At 63.5% G+C, this 18,513-nt stretch carries 14 protein-coding genes and 2 pseudogenes; 12 read left to right on the forward strand and 4 right to left on the reverse strand.

What is annotated here, in order from left to right; genetic code table 11:
- Positions 1–209: 209 nt before the first annotated feature.
- Positions 210–1,181 carry a response regulator transcription factor gene (locus tag BTO02_RS25175; RefSeq protein ID WP_083615365.1) on the reverse strand — a complete coding sequence of 324 codons (972 nt, stop codon included), beginning with the start codon at positions 1,179–1,181 and terminating at the stop codon, positions 210–212.
- On the reverse strand, positions 1,174–4,608 hold the full coding sequence (locus tag BTO02_RS25180) for a hybrid sensor histidine kinase/response regulator (protein ID WP_075159891.1): 3,435 nt from the start codon (positions 4,606–4,608) through the stop codon (positions 1,174–1,176). Before BTO02_RS25180 ends, BTO02_RS25175 begins: the two co-directional genes overlap by 8 nt.
- 192 nt (positions 4,609–4,800) lie before the next feature.
- Here BTO02_RS25180 and urtA point away from each other — a divergent pair, with 192 nt between their 5' ends.
- The 9 genes from urtA to BTO02_RS25225 all read left to right on the forward strand — a co-directional run bounded on the left by urtA (position 4,801) and on the right by BTO02_RS25225 (position 14,250).
- The gene (gene urtA, locus BTO02_RS25185) at positions 4,801–6,114 is read left to right on the forward strand and encodes an urea ABC transporter substrate-binding protein (protein ID WP_075159892.1); all 1,314 of its coding nucleotides are present in this window, start codon (positions 4,801–4,803) and stop codon (positions 6,112–6,114) included.
- Between the two features lie 59 nt (positions 6,115–6,173).
- Complete coding sequence (gene urtB / locus BTO02_RS25190) at positions 6,174–7,091, forward strand: urea ABC transporter permease subunit UrtB (protein WP_075159893.1); 918 nt, start codon at positions 6,174–6,176, stop codon at positions 7,089–7,091.
- 73 nt (positions 7,092–7,164) lie between these two features.
- Positions 7,165–8,352, forward strand: coding sequence for an urea ABC transporter permease subunit UrtC (gene urtC / locus BTO02_RS25195; RefSeq protein WP_075159894.1), 1,188 nt, complete (start codon positions 7,165–7,167; stop codon positions 8,350–8,352).
- Complete coding sequence (gene urtD / locus BTO02_RS25200; RefSeq protein WP_075159895.1) at positions 8,342–9,085, forward strand: urea ABC transporter ATP-binding protein UrtD; 744 nt, start codon at positions 8,342–8,344, stop codon at positions 9,083–9,085. Before urtC ends, urtD begins: the two co-directional genes overlap by 11 nt.
- A 10-nt stretch (positions 9,086–9,095) precedes the next feature.
- The gene (gene urtE, locus BTO02_RS25205; protein WP_075159896.1) at positions 9,096–9,785 is read left to right on the forward strand and encodes an urea ABC transporter ATP-binding subunit UrtE; all 690 of its coding nucleotides are present in this window, start codon (positions 9,096–9,098) and stop codon (positions 9,783–9,785) included.
- Positions 9,786–9,866: 81 nt separating this feature from the next.
- Positions 9,867–11,105: a formamidase gene (fmdA, locus tag BTO02_RS25210; protein WP_075159897.1), complete on the forward strand. Its 1,239-nt coding sequence runs from the start codon at positions 9,867–9,869 to the stop codon at positions 11,103–11,105.
- 29 nt (positions 11,106–11,134) lie between these two features.
- Positions 11,135–11,488, forward strand: coding sequence for an FmdB family zinc ribbon protein (locus tag BTO02_RS25215; protein WP_075159898.1), 354 nt, complete (start codon positions 11,135–11,137; stop codon positions 11,486–11,488).
- A gap of 88 nt (positions 11,489–11,576) precedes the next feature.
- Positions 11,577–12,617, forward strand: a complete 1,041-nt coding sequence (locus tag BTO02_RS25220) for an aliphatic amidase (RefSeq protein WP_075159899.1) — start codon at positions 11,577–11,579, stop codon at positions 12,615–12,617.
- Positions 12,618–12,702: 85 nt separating this feature from the next.
- A complete protein-coding gene (locus BTO02_RS25225; protein ID WP_075159900.1) occupies positions 12,703–14,250 on the forward strand; it encodes a class I adenylate-forming enzyme family protein in 1,548 nt (515 codons plus the stop codon).
- 91 nt (positions 14,251–14,341) lie between these two features.
- Here BTO02_RS25225 and BTO02_RS25230 read toward each other — a convergent pair whose 3' ends face one another.
- Positions 14,342–14,668 (reverse strand): DUF4148 domain-containing protein, encoded by a 327-nt coding sequence (locus tag BTO02_RS25230; protein ID WP_075159901.1) that lies wholly within the window; start codon positions 14,666–14,668, stop codon positions 14,342–14,344.
- A 175-nt stretch (positions 14,669–14,843) separates the two neighbouring features.
- Here BTO02_RS25230 and BTO02_RS35660 point away from each other — a divergent pair.
- Positions 14,844–14,888, forward strand: a pseudogene (locus BTO02_RS35660) (hypothetical protein); the annotation flags it as partial.
- 35 nt (positions 14,889–14,923) lie between these two features.
- Here BTO02_RS35660 and BTO02_RS25240 read toward each other — a convergent pair.
- Positions 14,924–15,682: a CerR family C-terminal domain-containing protein gene (locus BTO02_RS25240; RefSeq protein ID WP_075159903.1), complete on the reverse strand. Its 759-nt coding sequence runs from the start codon at positions 15,680–15,682 to the stop codon at positions 14,924–14,926.
- Positions 15,683–15,776: 94 nt separating this feature from the next.
- On the opposite strand from BTO02_RS25240, the pseudogene BTO02_RS25245 reads away from it, so the two are divergent.
- Positions 15,777–16,926, forward strand: a pseudogene (locus BTO02_RS25245) (HlyD family secretion protein).
- On the forward strand, positions 16,892–18,502 hold the full coding sequence (locus BTO02_RS25250) for an MDR family MFS transporter (RefSeq protein ID WP_075159904.1): 1,611 nt from the start codon (positions 16,892–16,894) through the stop codon (positions 18,500–18,502). The pseudogene BTO02_RS25245 and the gene BTO02_RS25250 overlap by 35 nt, the downstream one beginning before the upstream one ends.
- Positions 18,503–18,513: the final 11 nt, after the last annotated feature.

Genomic DNA, 18,513 nt, shown 5'->3' on the forward strand with positions numbered 1-18,513 from the left:
GCACGCGGTGACGAGCGATTCAGCGGTGCGGTTCAGGGATCAGGCGACACCAGCTCGGAATATACCGCGCCGTCCTCGTGGTAACGAGCGGACTTTTATAGTTTGCGTAGGTGCCCGGTAAGCGCGTGGTGACGATCAGGCGCTTCATGCATCCGCATGACGACTCCGACACGCCGTGTATCGCGTGACCGGATTCACGCCTGTGGATCTCACGCCCGATTCGCAGCCTTCACCGCCAGCGCGGCCGCAGCCGAACGCGTCTCCACATGCAGCTTGTGGAACAGATGCTCGAGATGCTTGTTCACGGTACGCGGCGCCATGCTCAGAATCTCGCCGATGTCGCGATTCGTCTTGCCACGCGATAGCCACAGCAGCACTTCCGCTTCGCGCGTGGTGAGCCCGAATTGCGTGCCGAGCGTCGTGGCGTGCGCGGCGTCGTCGAATTCCTCGAGGATCAGCATCCATTCGCCGCGCGCCGGGTTGCCGGACACGCGGGCGGTGCAGCGCACGCCGTGCGTCGTGCATTCGAACATTGCCTGTGCGTCGCAGCCACGCGCAATCCAGCCGGTGAACCACTGCAGCAAGGGCGGCGGCAGGCTTGCCGGCGCTGGCGATATATCGTCTTGCGCCGTCGCTTCATAGCGGCGCAAGCGCAGTGACGCTTGCGGATTCAGCCAGCGGATCGTACCGTCCGCAGCCGCGATCAACGCGGCGCGCGCATCGAGACCGAGCACGGCATCGGCGTAGCGCTGCGCCTTCGAGCGCTGCACGTGTGCGGCAATGCGCGCACAGACTTCGTTTGGCTTGACAGGCTTCGTCACATAATCAATTCCGCCGACGCGGAATCCTTGCACGACATGTTCGGTCTGCGTCAGCGCAGTCATGAAAATAACGGGCAAATGTGCGTGACGCCTGTCGAGCTTCAGGCGGCGGCAGGTTTCGAAGCCGTCCATGTCGGGCATCATCGCATCCATCAACACGACATCTGGCGTGACGCGCCCGAGGCACTTCAGCGCCGCTTCGCCGTTCAGCGCGACGAGCACCGTATAGTCGGCCGATTCGAGCGTGGTGGACAGCAGCGCGAGATTGTCGGGTGTGTCGTCGACGATCAGCACGACGCTGCGGTTGCTGGCGAAGTCGAGCGTGGCGGCTTCGGCGAGGTCAACGTAGTCTTCAGCCATCGGAGTCGTCGGAGAGTAGGGCGAGTCGGCGGCCGAATGCCGCCAGCTCGAAACGCTGCGCGAGAGCGCGCAGCGACGCGAATTCGTCGGTCAACTGCGGCCATTGCAGCGTGGCCTTGTCGAGCTGTTCGACGATGCCTTGCACGTAGCCCATTTCGAGTAGCGCCTTGAGTGCATCGCGCAAGGCACGCGGCAACGCGGGCCGCGCCTCGATCGCCGCCGGCGGCGTTGGCGCACCGGTCGGGGCCGCGCTTTCGGGCGCGACGATCCATTCGATGTGCAGCAGCCGGGCGAGCTTTTCGAGCAGCAGCGTTACCTGCAGCGGTTTCACGAGATAGTCGTCGCAGCCGATCGCCGTTGCACGCTCGCGATCGTCGGCGAAGGCGTTGGCCGACAGCAGCATGATCGGCGCGTGGCTCAGCTGGCTGTCGCGAATCAATCGGCTCGTTTCGTAGCCGTCCATGTCGGGCATCGAGATATCCATGATGATCGCGTCCGCGCCATGAATGCCGAGCCAGCGCAACGCATCGGGGCCGCTGCCGGCTTCCGCGACCGTAAAGCCGAGCGGCGCCAGCACCTGAACGACGATGGCGCGCTGATCGGGCAGATCGTCGACAACGAGCACCGTGCGTCGCGCGCCGTGGTAGCCGCCGATGCCGCCGGTGGCAGCGGGCATATCTTCCACCGCATGCACTTCCGGCGCGAACAGCTTGACGACGAAGCGCGTGCCGCGGCCAGGCGCGCTGTCCACTTCGAGGCTGCCGCCGAGCGCCTGCGTCAGCAACTGGCAGATCGTGAGCCCGAGGCCCGCGCCATGGTCGTGGTCGCGCGCCGCATGGCCGCGTTCGAAGGGCATGAAAAGCCGCTCGATATCGGCAGGCGCGATGCCGGGCCCCGTGTCGCTCACTTCGAACGTGACGGTGTCCCACGCGTGGCTCACGCGCAGTGTCACCGAACCGGCCGACGTGAAACGTATTGCGTTGCCGATCAGGTTGATCAGGATCTGCCGCATGCATTTCTCGTCGGAGCGGACGATGCGCGGCAGGCGGCCGACGGTCTGCACGTCGAAGTCGAGCGCCTTCTCGGCGGCCTGCGGGCGCAGCATCGCGGCAAGATGTTCGATGAAATCGGGCAGCGGCACCCTGGTCACGTTCAACTGCAGTTTGCCGGCTTCGATGCGCGCGACGTCCAGTAGCCCGTCCACCAGCGCGAGCAGATGTTCGCCGCTGCGCTGGATGGTCTGGATCGCGTGATGGCGCGCGGCCGGTATCTCGTCGCGTGCCTGCAGCAGCAGATGTGCGTAGCCGAGGATGCTGTTGAGCGGCGTGCGCAGTTCGTGGCTCAAGCCTGTCACATAGCGGCTTTTCGCCTGGTTGGCCGACTTGGCTGCCTCGGTCGCGCGTTTGAGTGCCGCATCGGTTTTCTGGTGCGCGTCGATTTCGACCATCAGCAATTCGGTCTGGCGCTGCGATTCCTCCTGCGTGACACGCCGGTTTTCGCGTTCGAGCACGAGCCACCAGGCGCCGATGCAGCCGATCAGCGACAGCGCGAAAAAGATCGTCACGTAGCTGTGCGCGAGTTCCTTCCACGCGAGCGTGTCGAGCGGCGCGAGAGAGCGCGTGCTTTGCGACCACACGAGATAGAGCACGAGGCCGAGCAGCGCGAGCATGGCCGCGACGAGGCTCAGGTAGCGCGCAAGGCGCAAGGTGGTCGGCCCGAGCGCCGCATCCGGAAACAGCCGGTGCACCGCGTCGTTCAACTGCGTGCCGAAGCGCGCGTGCGGCTTGCAGCGGTCGTTGCAGCGCGAGTCGAGCGAGCAGCACAGCGAGCAGATCGTGCCTCCGTACGCGGGGCAATGCGCGGTGTCGTCCGGTTCGAAGTCGTTCTCGCAAATCACGCAGCGCCGCGTCTCATGACCGTCGGGCGCTTGCGCTTCGCGTGCGAGGTAAAAGCGGCCGCGCGTGGCGATTGCGATCGCCGGTGCGCAGACGAACGCCACGCCGAACGCGATATACGAAGACATCGCTTGCGCGAGCACGCCGAGCATGCCGACGTGCGCAAACGCGGCCACCACCGCGGCGATCAGCATCGCACCGACGCCGACCGGATTCACGTCGTACAGATGCGCGCGTTTGAATTCGATATGCCGTGGGCTATAACCGAGCGGTTTGTTGACGACGAGATCCGCAAACACCGCGCCAATCCATGCGATCGCGATGTTCGCGTAGAGCGACAGCACTTTGCCGATCGCTTCGAACACGCCCATTTCGACGAGCAACAGTGCGATCAGCACGTTGAACACGAGCCAGACGACGCGGCCCGGATGGCTGTGGGTGAGGCGCGCAAAAAAATTCGACCATGCGAGCGAACCCGCGTACGCATTGGTCACGTTGATTTTCAGCTGCGAGACGATCACGAACAGCGTCATCGCCGGCGCCGCCCAGGCGGCGAGCCCGAGCGGATCGAGCAGATGGTGATACGCGATCAGATACATCTGCGTGGGCTGCGCCGCATGACCGACGTCGATCTCGTACTGGACCGCGACAAAAGCGAGAAATGCGCCGCCGAGCATTTTCAGCGCGCCGGGCACGATCCAGCCGGGACCCGCCGTCAGCAACGCGATCCACCAGCGCCGCTTGTTGTGCGCGTCGAGCGGCGGCAGGAAGCGCAGATAGTCGACCTGCTCGCCCACCTGCACGATCAGGGCGAACACGACGGTGCACGCCTGCCCGAATGCGATCACGCTGAATTCGTGGCCGCCCGGCGCGAGGCCGGCGAAGGTGGTCCAGTCCGCGAGCAGACCGGGGCTGTGCCATAACACCGCTGCGTATGGCAGCACGAACAGCACGAGCCACAGCGGCTGGGTCCAGCTTTGCAAACGGTTGATCAGCGTGATGCCGAACATCACGACCGGAATCACTGCCAGCGAGCTGATCACATACGCGACGTCGATCGAAATGTGAAAGTACAGCTGCAGCGCGAGCGACATGATTGCCGCTTCGAGCGCGAAAAAGATAAACGTAAAGCTCGCGTACAGCAGCGACGTCAGCGTCGAGCCGATATAGCCGAAACCGGCGCCGCGCGTCAGCAGGTCCATGTCGACGCCATAGCGCGCCGCATAGTAGCTGATCGGCAGGCTCGTCAAAAAGATCAGCAACGAAACGGCCGCGATCGCGCAGACCGCGTTGGCGAAACCGTAATTGATCACGAGCGCGCCGCCGATCGCCTCGAGCACGAGAAACGATACGGCGCCGATCGCGGTATTGGCAACGCGGAATTCGGACCAGCGCCTGAACGAGCGCGGCGTGAAACGCAGCGCATAGTCCTCGAGCGTTTCGTCGCCGACCCATGCGTTGTAGTCGCGCCGGATCTTGACGATGCGCTGGGTCGTGACGGGCAGCGCTGCGGTCTGGTGCGTCTGGGCCATATTCGATGATCCAGTTTAGTGCGTGTACTACGCGGGTCGATGCATCGAGCAAGTTACGTTCCAATTTTTTCGGCGGATATACGTCAATCGACGTATATCGAATCCGAATTTGTCCTCCTACATTGCGTCCACGCAGCGCCGAACACTACCGGCGCTTCAACCCACGACGCGGATCAGACAAGGAGAACAACGATGGCCGTAGACGATCGATTCGAAGACCCCGCAACCGGTTCTGCAGTGACGGACGCAACAGCCGCGGCACCGCAAGCGCCTTCGCCGTTACGCCGGCGCCTGCTCGGCGGCCTCGCCGCGGCGCCGCTGGCCGCGCTCGGCATGCCGAGCCTGTCGTTCGCGCAAGGGGCGCCGACGGCAAAGGTCAACACGACCGGCCTCGCCGTGACCGATACGACCGTGACGGTCGGCCAGCTGCATTCCGCGACCGGCACGATGGCGATTTCCGAAACCGGTTCGATCCAGGCCGAACGCCTCGCCATCGAGCAGATCAACGCAATGGGCGGCGTGCTCGGCCGCAAGATCCAGATCATTCAGGAAGACGGCGCATCCGACTGGCCGACCTTCGCCGAGAAGTCGAAGAAGCTGCTCGAAAACGATCACGTCGCGGCGGTGTTCGGCTGCTGGACCTCGGCGTCGCGCAAAGCGGTGCTGCCGGTGTTCGAAAAGGATAACGGCCTGTTGTACTACCCGACCTTCTATGAAGGCCTCGAGCAGTCGAAGAACGTGTTCTACACCGGCCAGGAAGCCACTCAGCAGATTCTGTGGGCACTCGACTGGGCATCGAATACGAAGAAGGCAAAGAGTTTCTTCCTCGTCGGCTCCGATTACATCTGGCCGCGTACGTCGAACAAGATCGCGCGCCGCCATATCGAGCAGCACCTGCATGCGAAGGTGGTCGGCGAAGAGTACTACCCGCTCGGCACCACCGAGTTCAACTCGCTGATGAACAAGATCAAGCTGGCGCGCCCGGACTGTATTTTCGCGACCGTGGTGGGCGGCTCGAACGTGGCGTTTTACAAACAGCTGAAGGCCTCGGGTATCACGCCGCAGAAGCAGTTCCTGCTGACGCTGTCGGTAACCGAAGACGAAGTGCTCGGCATCGGCGGCGAAAACTTCGCGGGCTTCTACTCGTCGATGAAGTATTTCGAATCGCTGACCAACGACAACAACAAGAAATTCGTCGCGGCCTTCAAGGCCCGATACGGCCAGCACGCGGTGATCGGCGACGTCACGCAGGCGGCCTACCTCGGCCCGTGGATCTGGAAGGCCGCATGCGAGCGCGCGGGCAGCTTCGACGTCGACAAGGTGGTCGCGGCGTCGCCGAACATCGAACTGAACAACGCGCCGCAAGGTTACGCGAAGGTCGATGCGAACCACCACCTGTGGAGCCGCTCGCTGATCGGCGAAGGCCAGGCCGACGGCCAGTTCAAGGTCGTCGCGCAGTCGGATGCGCCGATCAAGCCGGATCCGTTCCCGAAAGGCTACATGTAAGCCGCCTGAATGGGCCGTGCGACGGCGGGCGCGAACCCGCCGAACCTGGGAGAACTTCGATGTCACCAACCGACATTCTCAACATTACGTTGATGCAGGGTTTCGCCGGCTTGAGCCTGTTCAGCGTGCTGCTGCTGATGGGGCTCGGGCTCGCCGTGATTTTCGGCCAGATGGGCGTGATCAATATGGCGCACGGAGAGTTCATGACGATCGGCGCGTACACCGTGTATCTGTTTTCGCTGTTCGCGCAGAACGTGTGGCACGCGTTTGCGCCGGTGTACTTCTTCTTTGCGATCGTGGCCGCGTTCTTTATCGCGTTCGCGGCGGGCTGGCTTGCCGAGTGGGCGCTGATCCGGCATCTGTACCGGCGTCCGCTCGATACGCTGCTGGCCACCTGGGGCTTGAGCCTAGGCATGCAGCAGCTGTTCCGCTCGACCTTCGGCCCGAAGGAAGTGAGCCCGGCGCTGCCCGACTGGCTGATGGGCTCGTGGGAGCCGGCGCAGGGCCTCGACATTCCGGTGAGCGGGATGTTCGTGATGGGCCTCGCACTGCTGATGACCGGCGGCCTGCTGCTTGCGCTGTACCGCTCGCGCTGGGGACTGCGGGTGCGGGCCACGGTGGTGAACCGGCCGATGGCCAACGCCGCCGGCATCAATACGAAGCTGACCGACCGCGCGACCTTCGCCATTGGCTGCGGCGTGGCCGGTGTGGCTGGCGCCGCCTTCACGGCAATCGGCTCGACCGGGCCGACCAGCGGCTCGCTCTACATCGTCGATTCGTTTCTCGTGGTGACCTTCGGCGGCGCCGCGAGCCTGCTCGGCACGGTCGCATCGGCATTCGGCATCGCGCAGACACAGTCGATCAGCGAGTTCTTTCTGTCGGGATCCACGGCGCGCGTGCTGACCTTGTTGACGGTCGTGATCATCCTGATGTTGCGGCCGCAAGGGCTTTTCGCTTCGAAGGTGCGGCGCGCATGAAACTGAAGCACGCGCTGCACCAGCTTGACGCTTCCTTTGAGTTTGCCCGATCAACCTGTTCGGAGAGACGGACATGGAACCTCTGAATCCCTCTGCCGGCGCGGCAGCGGCCCGCGGCCAATCAGCTGCCGCGCCCGTCGGCTGGCGTGCGCTTGCCGCGCGCATCGAGGCATCCGGATACGGCGGCATCGTGCTGCTCGCCCTGGTGATCCTGGTCGTCTTCCCGCTCGCACTCGACGCGTTCCGTTTGAACCTGATGGGCAAGTACCTGACGTACGCGTTCGTGGCGATCGGTCTCGTCATCGCATGGGGCTACGGCGGCGTGCTGAGTCTCGGCCAGGGCGTGTTTTTCGGTCTCGGCGGCTATGCGATGGCGATGTTCCTGAAGCTCGAGGCATCCGATCCGATCGCCACCAAAACGCAAACGACGCCAGGCATTCCCGACTTCATGGACTGGAATCAGATCACTGCGCTGCCATACTGGTGGAAGCCGTTCCATTCGTTGCCGTTTGCGATACTCGCGTCGCTGGTCGTGCCCGTCGCGGTCGCGTTGATCGTCAGTTATCCGATGTTCAAGCGGCGCGTCGGCGGTGTGTACTTCGCGATTATCACGCAGGCCATTGCGTTGATCCTGTCGGTGCTGATCATCGGCCAGCAGGGGTTGACCGGCGGCGTCAACGGCATTACCGATCTGCGCACGCTGCTCGGCTGGGACATTCGCACCGACCACGCCAAGCTGATTCTTTATTTCGTCAATGCGGTGCTGCTGCTCGCGGCACTGATCGGCTGCCGCTGGATCCAGCGCAGCAAGCTCGGCACGCTGTTGCTCGCCATGCGCGACAAGGAAGACCGCGTGCGCTTTTCCGGTTACGACGTGTCGATGTTCAAGGTGTTCGCGTTCTGCGTGGCGGCGCTGCTCGCCGCGATCGGCGGCGCGATGTTCACGCTGCAGGTCGGCTTCATGTCGCCTTCGTTCGTCGGCATCGTGCCGTCGATCGAGATGGTGATCTATGCGGCGGTCGGCGGGCGCATGTCGCTGGTCGGCGCCGTGTACGGCGCGATTCTGGTCAACCTCGGCAAGACGTGGTTTTCCGAGAGCTTCCCGAACCTGTGGCTGTATCTGATGGCCGCCATGTTTATCGGCGTCGTGATGGCGTTCCCGAACGGACTGGCCGGACTGTACGAGCAGCACGTGCGTGCGCGCCTGCAAAGGGCGCTGCGCGGCTCCGCCTACAAGAGGAGTGCCAGCGATGAGCAATAGCGATTTCCTGCTCGCGATCGAAGACCTGAGCGTGTCGTTCGACGGCTTCAAGGCGATCGATTCGCTCAACCTGTACCTCGAACGCGGCGAACTGCGCGTGGTGATCGGGCCGAACGGCGCGGGCAAGACGACGCTGCTCGATCTGATCTGCGGCAAGACGCGCGAAACCGCGGGCAGCATCAAGTTTCGCAACGAAGAGATCACGAGCCTCGCAGAATTCCGGCGCGTGCGCAAAGGCATTGGCCGCAAGTTCCAGACGCCGTCGATCTACGAAAACCTCAGCGTTGCGCAGAACCTCGAGGTGTCGTTTCCGCGCGGGCGCAGCGTGTTCGGCGCGCTGGCGTACCGGCAGGATACCGAGGTGGCCAATCGCGTGCAGTCGGTGGCCGACGAGATCGGCCTTGCCGCATCGCTCGATCTGGAAGCGGGCTTGCTGTCGCACGGGCAAAAGCAATGGCTCGAAATCGGCATGCTGCTGATGCAGGAGCCGGAGCTGCTGATGCTCGACGAACCGATTGCCGGCATGAGCGTGCGCGAGCGCGAGGTGACGGCCGAACTGCTCGATCGCATTTGCGAGAACCGCTCGATGATCGTGATCGAGCATGACATGGCCTTCGTCGAACGCATCGCGCACAAGGTGACCGTGATGCATCAAGGCAAGATTCTCGCGGAAGGGCCGATGGCACAGGTGCAGGCCGACTCGCGCGTGATCGACGTTTATCTCGGGCATTGAGGGGGCGCGCATGCTGCAAGTCGACGATCTGGCAGTGAACTACGGGCAAAGCGAGGTGCTGCACGGCATCGGCTTCGACGTGGCGAGCAAGGAGACCGTGGCGGTGATGGGCCGCAACGGCATGGGCAAGACCACGCTGTTCAAGACGCTGATCGGCATTCTGCCGGCGCGGCGCGGTTCGGTGCGCGTCGGCGGTGTCGACGTGACGGGCGAAGAGAGCTATCGCCGTGTGGCGAAAGGCATTGGCTATGTGCCGCAAGGACGGCAGATCTTTTCGACGCTGACCGTCGAGGAAAACATACAGACGGGTCTCGAGAACGCGAGCAGCCGGCAGGTGCCCGACGACATCTACGCGCTTTTCCCGGTGCTGTTCGATATGCGCAAACGCAAGGGCGGCAACCTGTCCGGCGGGCAGCAGCAACAGCTGGCGATCGCACGAGCGCTCGTGACCAACCCGAAAGTGCTGCTGCTCGACGAGCCGACCGAAGGCATTCAACCGTCGGTGATCAAGGACATCGCGAAAGCGCTGAACGAAATCCGCAAGACGCGCGACATCGCGATTCTGGTATCCGAACAGGTACTCAGTTTCGCGCTCGATGTGGCCGACCGCCTGTTCGTCATCGAAGGCGGGCGTTTCGTGCATCAGAGCACGCGCGATGCCGGCGACAGCGAGCGGATTCGCGAATACCTGTCTGTCTGACCGGCCCGCCGACGAGGCCGTGGCGTGCGGCGGCACGAGCCGCCGCGCATGTTCGAGTGATTGAAACGAGGAGCGTGTGAGATGCCCGATACCCTGATCAAGGTCGACCTGAACCAGTCGGCTTACGAAAACGAAAACGTCCACAACCGCTGGCACCCGGACATTCCGATGGCCTGCTGGGTCAATCCCGGCGACGATTTCATTCTGGAAACCTACGATTGGACCGGCGGCTTCATCAAGAACAACGACAGCGCCGACGACGTGCGCGATATCGACCTGTCGATCGTGCACTTCCTGTCGGGCCCGGTGGGCGTGAAAGGCGCGGAGCCGGGCGACCTGCTCGTGGTGGATCTGCTCGACGTGGGCGCACGCCCCGATTCACAGTGGGGCTTCAATGGCTTCTTTTCGAAGTCGAATGGCGGTGGCTTTTTAACCGATCATTTTCCGCATGCGCAGAAGTCGATCTGGGATTTTCACGGCCTGTATGCGAGTTCGCGGCACGTGCCGGGCGTGAATTTCGCCGGGCTGATCCACCCCGGGCTGATCGGCTGCCTGCCCGATGCGAAGATGCTCGAAACATGGAATACACGCGAAGCGGCGCTGATCGCCACCGAGCCCGCGCGTGTGCCGCCGCTCGCGAATCCGCCGTTCGCAGCCACCGCACATATGGGCAAGCTCGGCGGCGACGCGAAGGCGCAAGCGGCCGCCCACGGCGCACGTACGGTGCCGCCGCGCGAGCATGGCGGCAATTGCGACATCAAGGACCTGTCGCGCGGTTCGAAGGTGTATTTCCCCGTCTACGTCGATGGCGCGGGTCTCTCGGTCGGCGATCTGCACTTCAGCCAGGGCGACGGCGAAATCACGTTCTGCGGCGCGATCGAAATGGCCGGCTGGGTGCATATGCGCGTCAATCTGATCAAGGGCGGCGTCGAGAAATACGGCATTCGCAATCCGGTCTTCAAGCCAAGCCCGATCACGCCGAACTATAACGACTACCTGATCTTCGAAGGCATCTCGGTCGACGAGAGCGGCAAGCAGCATTACCTCGACGTGCATATCGCTTACCGGCAGGCTTGCCTCAACGCCATCGAGTATCTGAAGAAATTCGGCTATTCGGGCGCACAAGCGTATGCCGTGCTGGGTACGGCGCCGGTGCAGGGGCATATCAGCGGCGTGGTCGATATTCCGAATGCGTGTGCAACGTTGTGGCTGCCGACGCAGATCTTCGATTTCGACATTCGTCCGAATGCGCAGGGTCCGGTGAAGCACGTGCACGGCGGCGTGGATGTGCCGCTTTCGTACGATCTCGCGCGGTCCTGATCGTCAGTGGCCAACACGGGGAGTCAGTCATGCCGGTTTACGAGTTTGAATGCGCGAGCTGCGGCCCGTTCGCCGTGATGCGCAGCGTCGCCGCGCGCGATCTGCCGCTGCATTGCCCTGATTGCGGCGCCAGTGCATCGCGCCTGATCAGCGCGCCGGCGCTCGCGCTGATGGCGAGCGGCGAGCGCCATGCTCACGCGACCAACGAACGGGCCGCGCACGAGCCGCGCCAGACAAGCGGCGGGGCGGCGCGCCATCCATCGGGTTGCGGCTGTTGCAGCGGCTCGCGCGTCGCGTTGGCGGGCGCGAGCAGCGGTGGCACGCAGCGCGATGGGCTCAAGCGTCCGGCGGGGAGCAGCCGCCCATGGATGATCAGCCATTGAGCAGCGCGCGCCGTACCGTTGCATGCACAACGTTCGCCGCACCGTGAGCGGCGAACGGTCAGCCTGAATCGAAACTGGAGGAACAGCGATGCGACATGGTGACATTTCGAGCAGCAAGGACAGCGTGGGCGTAGCCGTAGTCAACTACAAGATGCCGCGTCTGCATACGAAAGCCGAAGTGCTCGACAACGCCCGCAAGATTGCGGACATGGTAACGGGCATGAAGCAGGGTTTGCCGGGGCTTGATCTGGTGATTTTCCCCGAGTATTCGACGCACGGCATCATGTACGACCGCGACGAAATGTTGGAAACCGCGGCGGTGATTCCAGGCGCGGAAACCGACGTGTTCAGCGCGGCGTGCCGCAAGGCCAACGTATGGGGCGTCTTCTCGCTGACCGGCGAACGTCACGAAGAGCATCCGAAGAAGGTGCCGTACAACACGCTCGTGCTGATCGACAATCATGGCGAGATCGTGCAGAAGTATCGCAAGATCATGCCGTGGACGCCTATCGAAGGCTGGTACCCGGGCGATCGCACGTATGTGTCGGAAGGGCCCAAAGGGCTGAAGATCAGCCTGATCATCTGCGACGACGGCAACTACCCGGAAATCTGGCGCGATTGCGCGATGCAGGGCGCCGAGCTGATCGTACGCTGCCAGGGGTACATGTACCCGGCGAAGGAGCAGCAGGTGATGGTGTCGAAGACGATGGCCTGGATGAACAACACCTACGTCGCCGTCGCCAATGCGACGGGCTGGGATGGCGTGTATTCGTATTTCGGGCATTCGGCAATCGTCGGTTTCGACGGGCGCACGCTCGGCGAATGCGGCGAGGAGGAAATGGGCGTGCAATACGCGGAATTGTCGTTGAGCCTGATTCGCGACGCGCGGCGCAATATGCAGTCGCAGAATCATTTGTACAAGCTGCTGCATCGCGGCTACACCGGCCTCATCAATTCGGGCGAGAGCATGCATGGCGTGGCGGCATGCCCGTTCGGGTTCTATCGCGACTGGATCGCCGATCCCGACGTGGCCCGCAAGAAGGTCGAAGCAATGACGCGTAGCGCACCGGGTACGCCGGAATGCCCGATCGAAGGTATTCCCGTGCGCGCCGCGACAGGGGAAGGCTGAGTAGACGGGTCAGAATTGCCGCTCATTTTGTCCTCATTTTGCACGGGCATACTGCTTCCATCGGATCGGTAACGAAGGGGCGGTCATGGAATGGAGGGAGAAAGCGGCGTTTCGACCCTATGTCGACGTGCTGCTCGATCAGTTGGAAAGACGTGCCGATGGCACGGTGCTGCGCTATCTCGACGAAGACGTAACCGGTAGTACGTTTAGCGCCTCGATCTATCGTCATGCGCGGGCGCTTGCGACGCTCGGTATCGGGCGCGGCTCCCTCGTCGCGCTCTTCGCGCCGAACTGCCCCGATGCACTCGCCATTCGCTATGCGGCGAACCTGCTTGGCGCGGCAGCGATGTTCCTGCCCGCCATCGCGTCGGCTCATCATCGTGCGGCTTTTGTGGCTCGCCTTCAACCTGCGCTGCTGGTTGCTTTCGCGCAGACGGCGCATCTCGTGCCCGCGGGCGTCGACGCCCGCGTCGTGCATGTCGACGCGGGTCCGGTCGCTGCGCGTTTCGATCGGCTGGTGCGTGTGCAATCCGCGCTTCCGATGCGCTGTTGCGCGAGACCCGACGATCTCGCGGTCATTGTTTCGTCGGGCGGCTCGACAGGTGTGCCGAAAGCGAGCCGGCGCAGCTTCGCTGCCTATTCGATGCTGGTCGGCGCGCCGAGTCGCGAGGACCGTCGGCAGCTCGTCAACGGCGCGCTCGCGTACCTGTCGCAAGTGCTCGTCGACAACACCTTGGCAGGCGGCGGGACGGTCGTGTTGAAGCCTCGCCACGATGCGGCCGACACGCTGGCGACGATCGAAGCCGAACGCATTACCGACGTGCTGCTCGTCGAGCCGCAACTGTTCGATACGATGGATCACCCGGACGTGCGCCGGCGCGATCTCTCCTCGTTGAGCTCGATCACGCATATCGGCGGATCGGCGCCGGCCATTCTGCGGCGCCGTGCGATTGCGCGGTTCGGCCCGGTGCTGACCCATACGTACGGCGCGAGCGAAGCGGGGCTCGTGAGTGTGCTGTCGCCGTCGGACTATCTGTCGGATCCGCACCTGCTCCATTCCGCGGGGCATATCCGGCCCGATGTCACGGTGCGTATTCGCCGCACGGACGGCACGCTCGCGCACGCTGGGCAGACAGGCGGCATTGAAGTGAAGTCGGCCGCGGTCGCGCAAGGCTATTACCATCAGCCGGTCGAGGAAGCGCACAAGTTCAACGATGGATGGTGCATGACGGGCGACGTGGGCTTCGTCGACGAGAAGGGCTGTTTGCATGTGCTCGGCCGCGCGGCCGATGTTGCGACGGTCGATGGCGCCGATATCTGCCCGGTGCAAATCGAGTCGCCGTTATGTGCGCTGCCCGAAGTGCGCTACGCGGTGGCCGTGGCAGCGGCGCCCGAAGACGTCGCGCGCGGGTATGGGTGGAATGCCGTGGCTGTGCCGTGGCCGGGCAAGCACATCGATTTCGCACGCTGTACCCGCAAGCTCGCAGCGGCGTGCGGCGTGAATGTCGCGCGCGCGGTACGGGTGCTGGCGGCACAGCGCGTGCCGCTTACCGAGCAGGGCAAGGCAGACCGTGCGGCGATCGGACAAATGGCTTGGCTTGCCGGCGCCGTGCCTGGGGCGATTTGCGCGTGAACCGGTTGAATGCATAACGCGTAACCGATCTCGCATGCGCGTTGCGGAAACAGCGAACCAGGCTGCCGCCGATTGAACGGCGACGCGTGCCTCAATTGGGCTGTACCTGCTGGCAATCTTCGGCATACCACTGGTCAACGCGCTTCTGTGCGGCTTGAAGATCGGCCGGATAGTACGGATCGAAGCCCCACGACGGGTTGTAACCCGCTGCTTCGAGGGCCGCCAGCTGGCTCAGGTTGCGCTCGCGTGTCAGAGGTTCCTTGTTTCGAAGCGCGGTCAGGTCGCGGCATTGTGCCGGGCTCAGATGCGTGCGCGCGCCTTGCTGCGTGCCGCCGCCGGCGGCGCAGCCGGCCAGAGCGAACGCCAGTGCCCATGCCGATGCGGGAAGAATCAGCCAGAGTTTCAGCGAGTGGTTCATGTCACGTCTCCTTCAATGAGATAACGCTCATCACGCATCGGTTGTTCCCAACGTTGCGTGCGCATTCGTCTGATTGTGTCCAGTCGGAGTACGGGATCCTGGCATTACGTCATTGCCGGCGCGCGTGCGTGCGCATGTCGACTTCATTGAATATACGCCGTTTGTGGTGGTTCCGATGGCGCTGCTCGAATATGCAGGCGGGTCCCCGACATCGCTTCGAGGACTCGGCGCGGCGAATGCGGTCGGGCGTATTCGCTATTTGCGCGGCTTCGTTCTGGCAGTGGCGTGGACGGCCGCAGGCCGATGCGTTTTGTCCCGCTCGATGCTCCACTGCTCGAGCAGCGTGCGCGTCTGTTCGCGTATGGTCGACTTCAGCAGCTGGGCCTTCTGCGCGTCGATGTTTTTCCAGCGCAGCATCGCGAGCGTCGAGCGATGCGCAACGTGAAAAATCACCATTTGCCCATTGAGGCTAAAGCTACGGATCAGCGTGGTCGGATCGTCGGCTGCAAGCCCGGAAATGCGCGCGATGAGCGCCGCGCACGCCTGGTTCAGCGGCTCGCGTATTTTGCAAACGAGGATTTCCGACGCGCTTTCGGGTTCGTAGCCGGCCTGCTCGCGTGCGAAGAACATGCGCCGGCCCGGTTTGCTCGTTTTTGCAAAGGCGGCATCGGCGATCGCTTCCTGAATGCGCAGGAACGCGTCGATCAGCACTGACGTGTCGGCGTTCTCGCGCAGCACGTGCTGCGCGTGTTCGACTGCCGGTCCGAAGGTCTTCCACGCTTCGTCCGCCAGCGCTTCGACGCATGCGCGATACACCCCTTCCTTGTTCTCGAAGTAGTACTGCAGCGCCGGTGCGTTGACGCCGGCGCGTGCCGCGATATCGCGTGTCGACGCGCCATCGAAGCCGTATTCGCCGAACAGCTCGACTGCGGCATCGATGATGCGGTGGCGCGTTTCGTCGCCGCGCGCATAGCCGCCATCGGGCGATCTGCGCAGCTTCTTTGCGGGGTTCATGCGTTTCTCTCCGTTGCTCCAGAGAAATATAACACTTGACACAATTTTAACGACTGGAATAATTATGCCAGTTGGAAAAAATTGGACCATAACAATGTCGACGACCGCAGGCTCTCCTTCCCGCCCTCTGCCGGGCGAACCAGCCGAACTTTCTCCCGCATCGGGCGCGAAACGCCCCAGCCGGCGTACGGTGCTGATCGTGCTGGGCACCGCCGCGCTGATCGTCGGCGCGCTTTGGCTCGTGCGCTGGTGGACCGTGGGCCGCTTCATCGAAAGCACGGACGACGCGTATTTGCAGGCCGATAGCGTGACGGTCGCGCCAAAGGTGGCCGGTTACGTCACCAAGGTATTCGTCGGGGACAACCAGGTGGTCAAGTCCGGCGATCCGCTCGTGCAGCTCGATGCGCGTCAGTACCGGGTCGCGCTCGATCAGGCGCTCGCCACGGTCGACGCGCGCCGCGCCGACATCGCGCGCGCAGGCCGACATCAAACAGCAGCAGGCCAATATCGCGCAGGCGCTCGCACAGCAGCAGGTCTCGCGCGTGAGCGCGCAGCATGCCAGCGATGAAGTGCGGCGCTACGCGCCGCTCATCGCAACCGGCGCCGAAACCAGCGAACGGCTCTCGGAACTGACGAGCAGTCGCGATCAGGCCAATGCCACGCTGGCCGCGAACGCGGCTGCCGTGGACGCGGCACGTTCGCAGATCGCTTCGCTCACCGCGCAGCTCGCGCAGGCCAACGCGCAACTCGAAGCGGCACAGGCGAGCGCGGCGCAATCGCAACTCGATCTCGACAACACGATGGTGCGCAGTGCGCTCGGCGGCAAGGTCGGCGACCGCACGGTGCGCGTGGGCCAGTACGTGCAGCCGGGCACACGGATGCTGACGGTCGTGCCCGTGCAAAACACCTATCTCATCGCCAATTTCAAGGAAACGCAGGTGGGCCGCATGCGTGTCGGCCAGCCGGTCGATATGCGCGTCGATGCATTGCCTGGTCACGATCTGCACGGCGTGATCGACAGTTTTTCGCCGGGCACGGGTTCGCAGTTCGCGTTGCTGCCGCCCGAAAACGCGACCGGCAACTTCACGAAGATCGTGCAGCGCGTGCCTGTGCGGATTCGTCTCGAGACGGGCCCTGAAACGCGCAGCGTGCTGTTGCCGGGGCTCTCGGTGACGGTCGACGTCGACACGCGTTCGGCGCGCGACCGCGATGCACGTATCGACGCAGAGAACCATCGTGGCTAATTCATCCACCGCATCGCACGCTGAACCGCGCGCCAGTGCGAGCGACTGGATTGCCGTCGCGGCGGGCGCGCTCGGCGCGTTGATGGCCACGCTCGATATTTCCATCACGAACTCGGCGCTGCCGCAAATTCAAGGCGAAATCGGCGCGACGGGCACCGAGGGCACGTGGATCTCGACCGGCTACCTGATGTCGGAGATCGTGATGATTCCGCTTGCCGCATGGCTCACGCGCGTATTCGGCCTACGCAATTTCCTGTTCACGAATTCGGCGCTTTTCATCGCGTTTTCGATGATGTGCGGCTGGTCGCACACGCTGCCGATGATGATCGCAGGCCGCATCGGGCAGGGCTTCACCGGCGGCGCGCTGATTCCGACCGCGCAGACCATCATCCGCACGCGGTTGCCGATGTCGCAGTTGCCGGTCGGCATGACCATGTTCGGTTTGATCGTGTTGCTCGGGCCGCTGCTCGGGCCGGTGGTGGGCGGATGGCTCGCGGAAAACATCAGCTGGAGCTGGTGCTTCTTCATGAATCTGCCGATCTGCCTTGCGCTGATGACGCTGCTCGTGGTCGGTCTGCCATCGGACAAGCCGCATTGGGAGGCTTTCCTGAAGGCAGACTGGCTCGGCATCGTCGGTCTTGCGATCGGGCTCAGTTCGCTGACGGTGGTGCTCGAAGAGGGGCAGCGCGAGCGCTGGTTCGAGTCGTCGACAATCGTCTCGCTGACGTGCGTATCGGTATTCGGCATGCTTTTGATCGGCGCCTCGCAGTTGACTGCGAAGAAGCCGATCCTGCGCTTGAGCCTGATGCGCAATCCGAACTACGCAAGCGTGATTGTGATCGTATCGGCAGTGGGCGCGGCGCTGTATGGCGTGTCGTATCTGCTGCCGCAGTTTCTCGGCATCGTGGCCGGATATAACGCGGAGCAGTCGGGTGCGATCATGCTGCTTTCCGGTTTGCCTGCTTTCATGATCATGCCGGTCTTGCCGCGGCTGCTCGCGAAATTCGACTTTCGCCTGCTCGTGATTACCGGGCTGCTGCTCTATGCGGCCAGTTGCCTGCTCGATATCGATCTGACCGCGCAGAGTGTCGGGCACGACTTCGTCTGGTCGCAACTGATACGCGGCACCGCCCAGATGCTCGCGATGATGCCGCTCAACCAGGCGTCGATGGCGGCCGTCTCGCGTGAGGATTCGGGTGACGCCGCGGGTTTGTACAACATGGCGCGCAATCTCGGCGGGTCGATCGGCCTTGCGATCATCGGCACCGTGATCGATCGGCGCACGACGTTTCATACCGCGATGATCCGCGAGTCGGTCAGCGCGAATTCGCTGATCGGCCAGGAAAACCTCGCCACTAATGCGGCCAGCTGGTTCGCGCATACGGGCGATATGGCGTATTCGCGGATGCGCGCGCTCGGGCAACTCGCGACGCAGATCCAGCAGCAGGCTACGGTCATGACTTATTCGGAAACCTTCTATCTGCTCGGCATCGCGCTGCTTGCATGCATTCCGCTCGCGCTGCTGTTGAAAACGCCGCGCAGGAATGCGCCGCCGCCTTCATCGGCCGGGCACTAATGTCTTTTGAT

The organism is Paraburkholderia sp. SOS3 (genome assembly GCF_001922345.1).
Classification (GTDB): domain Bacteria; phylum Pseudomonadota; class Gammaproteobacteria; order Burkholderiales; family Burkholderiaceae; genus Paraburkholderia.